The sequence below is a fragment of the Roseomonas sp. TS2 genome, assembly GCF_058833935.1.
In genome coordinates this window covers 1-6,397 of sequence record NZ_JCACVY010000221.1, presented here as the reverse complement: position 1 = coordinate 6,397, position 6,397 = coordinate 1, and the positions used below count along the sequence as shown (strand labels likewise).

At 74.1% G+C, this 6,397-nt stretch carries 5 protein-coding genes; all 5 read left to right on the top strand.

The features are described from left to right. Positions 1-1,458, top strand: a 1,458-nt coding sequence (locus ACZJYS_RS21770) for an ABC transporter substrate-binding protein (RefSeq protein ID WP_493180299.1), incomplete at its 5' end; no start/stop codon positions are given. Further along, positions 1,449-2,408, top strand: coding sequence for an ABC transporter permease (locus ACZJYS_RS21765; protein ID WP_493180298.1), 960 nt, complete (start codon positions 1,449-1,451; stop codon positions 2,406-2,408). The genes ACZJYS_RS21770 and ACZJYS_RS21765, both read left to right, overlap by 10 nt. Then, positions 2,405-3,241: an ABC transporter permease gene (locus ACZJYS_RS21760; protein ID WP_109517439.1), complete on the top strand. Its 837-nt coding sequence runs from the start codon at positions 2,405-2,407 to the stop codon at positions 3,239-3,241. The genes ACZJYS_RS21765 and ACZJYS_RS21760 overlap by 4 nt, the downstream gene beginning before the upstream one ends. Further along, a complete protein-coding gene (locus tag ACZJYS_RS21755) occupies positions 3,238-4,662 on the top strand; it encodes an ATP-binding cassette domain-containing protein (RefSeq protein WP_493180297.1) in 1,425 nt (474 codons plus the stop codon). The genes ACZJYS_RS21760 and ACZJYS_RS21755 overlap by 4 nt, the downstream gene beginning before the upstream one ends. Positions 4,663-4,728: 66 nt before the next feature. Further along, positions 4,729-5,793 (top strand): Ldh family oxidoreductase, encoded by a 1,065-nt coding sequence (locus tag ACZJYS_RS21750; RefSeq protein ID WP_493180296.1) that lies wholly within the window; start codon positions 4,729-4,731, stop codon positions 5,791-5,793. Positions 5,794-6,397 lie beyond the last annotated feature (604 nt).

Below are 6,397 nucleotides of genomic sequence, written 5' to 3'. Positions count from 1 at the left end.
GAGGCGGCGGTGCTGCGCATGGTCTCCCCCTGGGAGTTCAGCAGCCCCGACCCGGTGGAGACCGGCTATGTGCTGCGCCGCCTCGGCATCGCCGAGACACTGGTGGGTGTGCGCCCTGACGGCACGCTGCGCGGCCTGCTGGCCGAGAGCTGGTCGGTGGAGCCGGACCGGCTGACCTGGCGCTTCCGCCTGCGCGAGGCGCGCTTCCATGACGGCACGCCCGTCACCGCGCCGCTCGTGGTGCGCACGCTGGAGCGGGTGCGGCCCCTGGCCGAGAGCCTTTCCGCCATTCCGCTGGCGGCGCTCTGGGCCGAGGGCGAGCGGGAGGTGGTGTTCCGCACCGGGACGCCCTTCGCCCCCCTGCCCGGCTGCCTGACCGACTATGCCGGCATCATCCTCGCCCCTTCCGCCTATGACGCGGAGGGCCGGCCGCAGCGCCCGGTGGCCACCGGCCCCTTCCGCGTGACGGCGCTGGACGGCATCCGCGGCATCGAGGCCGAGGCCTTCCCGGATTACTGGGGCGCGCCGCCGGCGGTGCGGCGCCTGGCCTACAGCGCCGTGCCGCTGGGCGAGACCCGCGCCCGGCTGGCCGAGGCCGGCGAGGCGGATATCGCCTTCACCCTGCTGCCGCAGGCGGCGGAGCGCATCCAGGCCTCGGGCCGGGCGCGCATCCTCAGCGCCACCATCCCGCGCCCGCGCATGATCGTCATGAACCTGCGCCGGCCGCAATTCGCCGATGTCCGGGTGCGCCGCGCCCTCTCGCTGGCCATCGACCGCGAGGGGCTGGCCGCCGCCATCCTGCGCCATCCGGCAAGCCACGCCACCCAGCTCCTGCCCCCCGTGCTCTCCGGCTGGCACGACCCGGATCTGCCGCCGCTGCGGCGGGACCCGGCCGCGGCGCGCCGCCTGCTGGACGAGGCCGGCTGGGCTCCGGGCGCCGACGGCATCCGCGCCCGGGACGGCCAGCGCCTGGCGGCCACGATGATGGTGCCCTCCAACCGCCCGGAGATCCCGGTGATGGCGCAGGCCATCCAGGCCCAGTGGCGCGCCGTGGGGGCCGAGATCACGGTGCGGCCCGGCCCCTCCGGCGCGCTGCCCGGCGCCATCCGCGACGGCTCGATGGAGTGCAGCCTGCTGGCCCGCACCTATGTGAACGTGCCGGACCCGATCGGCACCATCATCCCCGACTTCACCGGCGACCGGCAGCTCTGGTCCTCCCCCGGCTTCGACAACCCCGAGATGCTGGACCTCACCCGCGCCTATCTCGGCAGCTTCGCGGAGGCGGAGCGCGCGCCGCTGCGCCGGCGCATCGCCGCCATCCTGCAATCCGAGCTGCCGGTGATCCCCGTCTCCTGGTTCGAGCACAATGTGGCGGTCTCGCCGCGCGTGGCGCTGCCCTCGGTGGTGCTGGACCCGTTCGAGCAGGATTACGGCGCGGCCGGGCTGCGGTGGGCCTGAGCCTCGCCCGCCTGCTGGCCGCCCGGCTGGCGCAGGCGGGGCTGGTGGCGCTGGTGGTGGCGACGCTCTGCTTCGCTGCGCTCCAGGCGCTGCCGGGCGACCTCGCCCTGCGCGTCGCCGCCGCCCGCTTCGGCGAGGACCGGGTGAGCGCCGCGATGGTCGAGGCACTGCGCGCGGAGGCGGGGCTGGACCGGCCGGTGCTGCTGCAATACGGCGCCTGGCTGGCCGATCTGGCGCGTGGCCGCTTCGGCCGCTCGCTCGTCACCGGGCAGCCGGTGCTGGCCGAGGTGGCGCCGCGGCTGGGGCTGACGCTGCGCGTCGGCGCGCTGGGGCTGCTGGCGGCGCTGCTGCTGGCGCTGCCCGCCGGCCTGGCGGCGGGGCGGCGGCCGGGCGGCTGGCTGGACCGGGGGGTGGCGGCGCTCGCCGCGCTGCTGGCCTCGGCGCCCTCCTTCGCGCTGGGCGGCGTGCTGGTGGTGCTGCTCTCGGTGCGGTTGCGCTGGCTGCCCGTGGCGGGCGACGCCACCCCCTGGCACCTCGTGCTGCCGGTGGTGACGCTGGCGGCGGCGCTCGCCCCCGGGCTGGCGCGGGTGGCGCGGCACGGCATGGCGGAGGCGCATGGCGCCTACGCCACGCAATTCGCCCGGATGCGCGGCGTGGCGCCCTGGCGCATCGGGCTGCGGGTGGTGGCGCGGCCGGCGCTGGTGCCGGTGGTGGCCTATCTCCCCGTGCTGGCCATGCAGGTGACGGAAGGCTTCATCGCCATCGAGATGCTGTTCAACCTCGACGGCATCGGCCAGCTCCTCATCCGCTCGCTGATGGCGCGCGACATTCCGGTGGTGGCGGCGCTGGGGCTGGTTTTCGCGCTGCTGCTCGGCTCCGCCACGCTGCTGGCGGAGCTGTCGCTGCGCGCCATGGACCCGCGCCTGCGCGCGGGGGGTGCGGCGGCATGAGCCATCGTCATGGCGCGGCGCATCGCCGCTTCCCCTGGTTCGGCGCCGGGCTGGCGGCGCTGCTGGCGGCCACCGCCCTCGCCGGCCCCGCCCTGCTCACGGCCGACCCGCTGGAGCCGGACCTGATGGCCGCCGGCCTGCCGCCCGGCGGGGAGTGGCTGCTGGGCACTGACCCGCTCGGCCGCAGCGTGCTGGCGCGCACCGTGGCGGCGGCGCGGCTTTCGCTCGGCGTGGCGCTGGCGGCGAGCCTCGCCACGGCCTTGCTCGGCACGGTGGTTGGGCTGCTCACTGCCAGCCTGGGAGGGATGCCGCGCCGTCTGCTGCGCGGCCTGACCGAGACGGTCTATGCCTGCCCCGCCCTGCTGCTGGTGCTGGTGGCCACCGAATTGCTGGGCGGCGGCGTCGGCACCGTGCTGCTCGGCCTCGTGCTGACGCGCTGGCCACCCTACGCGCAGCTTGCCGAGCCGCTGGCGCGCGGCGCCCTGGCGGCGCCGGAGGCGGAGGCCAGCCTGCTGCTGGGCTTCGGCCGCGCCTACCGGCTGCGGCGCCACGCCTGGCCGGCCATCGCGCGGCCCGTCGCCTCGCTGGCGGCGCTGCATCTGGGGGGCAATCTGCTCACCGTCTCGGCGCTGGGCTTCCTCGGCATCGGCCTGCTGCCGCCGCGGCCGGAATGGGGGGCGATGATCGCCGAGGCGCTGCCCTACCTGCAGGAGGCGCCGCACATGCTGGCCGCCCCCGCCGCCGCCATCTTCCTGGCCACCTGGTCGGCCACGCTGATCGGCGAGGGGTTGGCGCGCGCCCCCGCGCCCGCCCTGCCGCTGGAGGAGACATGAACGCGCTGCGCATCGAGGGGCTCGGCATCCGGCATGACGGGCGGGCCATGCTGCGGGATGTCTGCCTGGAGGTGGCGGAGGGGGAGAGCCTCTGCCTCATCGGCGCCTCGGGCGGCGGCAAGAGCCTGATCGCCGCCGCCGTGGCCGGGCTGCTGCCCGGCTGCATGGAGGCCACGGGCTGGATCGGCCTCGGCCCGCACCGGCTGCGCGCCGCCGACCAGCGCGGGCTGCGCGCCCTCTGGCACAGCCGCACCTGCCTGCTGCCGCAGGAGCCGGCCCAGGCATTGGCGCCGCTGCTGCCCGCGCTCTCGCAACTGCGGCTGACGCCGCCCTGGCTGGACCGCGCCGGCGCCCTGGGCTGGCTGGCCCGGCTGGGGCTGGATTCCGGGGCGGCGGCCCGGCTGCCCTTCCAGCTTTCGGGCGGCATGGCGCAGCGGCTGCTGGCGGCGCTGGTGCTGCGTGGCCGGGCGCCGCTGCTCCTGGCCGACGAGCCGACCAAGGGGCTGGACCCGGCACGGCGGGCCGAATTGCTGGCGCTGTTCGCCACGCTGCGCGCGGAGGGGCGCGCCCTGCTGCTGATCACGCACGACCTGGCGGTGCCGCAGGCGCTGGGCGGGCGGATCGCGGTGCTGGAGGAGGGGCGGATCGCCGAATGCGGCCCTGCCGAGAGCGTGCTGGCGGCGCCGCGCTCGGCCTTCGCCCGTGCCTGCGTGGCTGCCGATCCGCGCCTCTGGCCGGCCCGTGCCCCGGCGGCGGGCGGCGAGGAGGTGGCGCGGGCCGAGGCGCTGGCGATCGGCCGTGGCGGCCGCGCCCTGGCCGGCCCGCTCGACTTCTCCCTGCATGCCGGGCGGATGACGGCGCTGCTCGGCCCCAGCGGCATCGGCAAGACCACGCTGGGCGACACGCTGCTGGCCCTGGCGCCGCCTGCGGCCGGCCGGCTCTGCTGGCTGGGCCGCCCGCTGGACACGCGGCTGCGGCAGAGCCTGCGCACCCGCTTCCAGAAGCTGCACCAGGATCCGACGCGGGTGTTTCCCCGCCAGCGCCCGCTGGGCGAGAGCCTGGCCGACCTGGCGCGGCTGCGCCCCGGCACCGCCCCCGCCCTGCCGCCCCTGCTGGAGCGGCTGGGCATCTCCCCCGCCCTGCTGCGCCGCCCGCCCGAGGCGGTGAGCGGCGGCGAGGCGCAGCGTGTCGCCCTGGCGCGGCTGCTGGCGCTGCGCCCGGCCCTGCTGGTGGCCGACGAGCCCTGCTCCCGCCTCGACCCGCCGACGCGCCGCGCCGCCCTGCACCTGCTGCGTGGCCTGGCCGACGAGGAGGGGCTGGGCGTGCTGCTCATCACCCACGACGCGGCGGCGGCGCGGGCGCTGGCCGATGCCACGCTGTCTCTTGGCCCGCCCGGCGTGGGGATGGCGGGGGAGGGCTGATTGCACCGCGCCTTCCCCGGCGCCTAGGCTTTTCCCCGTAACAACCAAGAACGGGAGGAGAGCGCCATGGCGGATGCGGGAGATGGACCCATCCTGGACAGCGCGCGGCTCACCGGCTTCTGCCGGGCCGTGTTCGAGCGGGTCGGCATGCCGGAGGTGGAGGCCGCGCTCTGCGCCGAGAGCCTGGTGGAGGCGGATCTGCGCGGCGTGGCCTCGCACGGCGTGGTGCGCCTGCCGATCTACGCGGAGCGGCTGGAGCGCGGCGCCAACAATCCGCGCGCCGTGCCGCGCATCCTGCGCGAGACCCGCGGCACCGCCGTGGTTGATGGCGACAACGGCATGGGGCAGGTGGTCGGCGCCTGGGCCATGGAGGTGGCGCTGCGCAAGGCGCGGGAGGGCGAGCCGGCCTGGGTCTCCGTGCGCAACAGCAACCATTTCGGCGCGGCCGCCTGGTTCGCGGAATACGCCACGCGCGCGGAGATGATCGGCATCGCCATCACCATCGGCGGCATCAACCACATGGTGCCCTGGGGCGGGGCCGAGGCGCTGCTCGGCAACAACCCCTTTGCCATCGGCATGCCGATGCGCGGCGCGCCGCCGATGATGCTGGACATGGCCTGCTCGGTCGCGGCGCGCGGCAAGATCATCGTCGCCGCCAAGGAAGGCACGCCGATCCCGCCGGACTGGGCGGTGGACCGGGACGGCGTTCCCACCACCGACGCGGCACGCGCCCTGGAAGGCTTCGTCAGCCCGCTCGGCGGCCCGAAGGGCTACGCGCTCACCCTGACCATGGGGCTGCTGAGCACCATGCTCTCCGGCGCCGCCTTCGGCCGCGAGGTGACGCACATGTATGAGGATTTCGCGCGGCCGCAGAATGTCGGCCATCTCTTCGCGGTGCTGCCGGTGACGGCCTTCGAAGACCTCGACACGTATTATGCCCGCATGGAGACCGCCGCCGCTGAGCTGCGTGGCGCCCGCAAGGCTCCCGGCGTGGCGCGGATCCACCTGCCCGGCGAGCGCGAGGCGCTGCTGCGGCAGGCGCGGCTCGGCGAGGGAGTGCCGGTCGCCGCCGCGGTGATGGAGGAGCTGGTCGCGCTCGGACTCCGCCTCGGCGTTCCTCCGCTGAAGTAAAGGCAGCAGCCGCCAGTCAATCAGGGGGAGGAGGATTCCTCCCCCGACCTCGCCTCTCTGGCGGGCCGGGATGGCACCGTCACGCCGTCCGGCAGGGCTGAGGGGGCGCGCCATGCGCCTCCGCCTGCCCTGGCACCCGCCGCCGGACGGCCTCTCCGGCACTTTTTCCCCATCGATGCGCTGTCTGGCCGCTCTTCCGGGCAATCACGGGCTGCCACAACTCGATCCCAATTAAGAGATGTTCTTCATTAAATTGGATTAAACCCTGAAAAAAATCTCTCCGCCGACGTGCACAGGTTGTGTCTGTCAGGGCGCGATTTCCTCAAGTTCCCGTGTGGTTTCAGGGCAGGAATTCACGTTTTCGTGTGTTCAGGCGCTCAGTGGACATTCTCGTTCAGAGAGACGTAGGATTATTTTTAATATTCCTAAGTTTCTGCGAACTATTTATTTTAGCCTGAGCTTGGCAATAATAAACATTATCCTTACCACTCATTACTAATTTTCCTTTGTTTTTGCTGGACCTTTCCCGGGGCTTTGCTGCTATCACTCACTTGTGAGCGAGCAATCCCCAGCGGCCTGCTCTTTTATTAGGAAAGTAAAAACT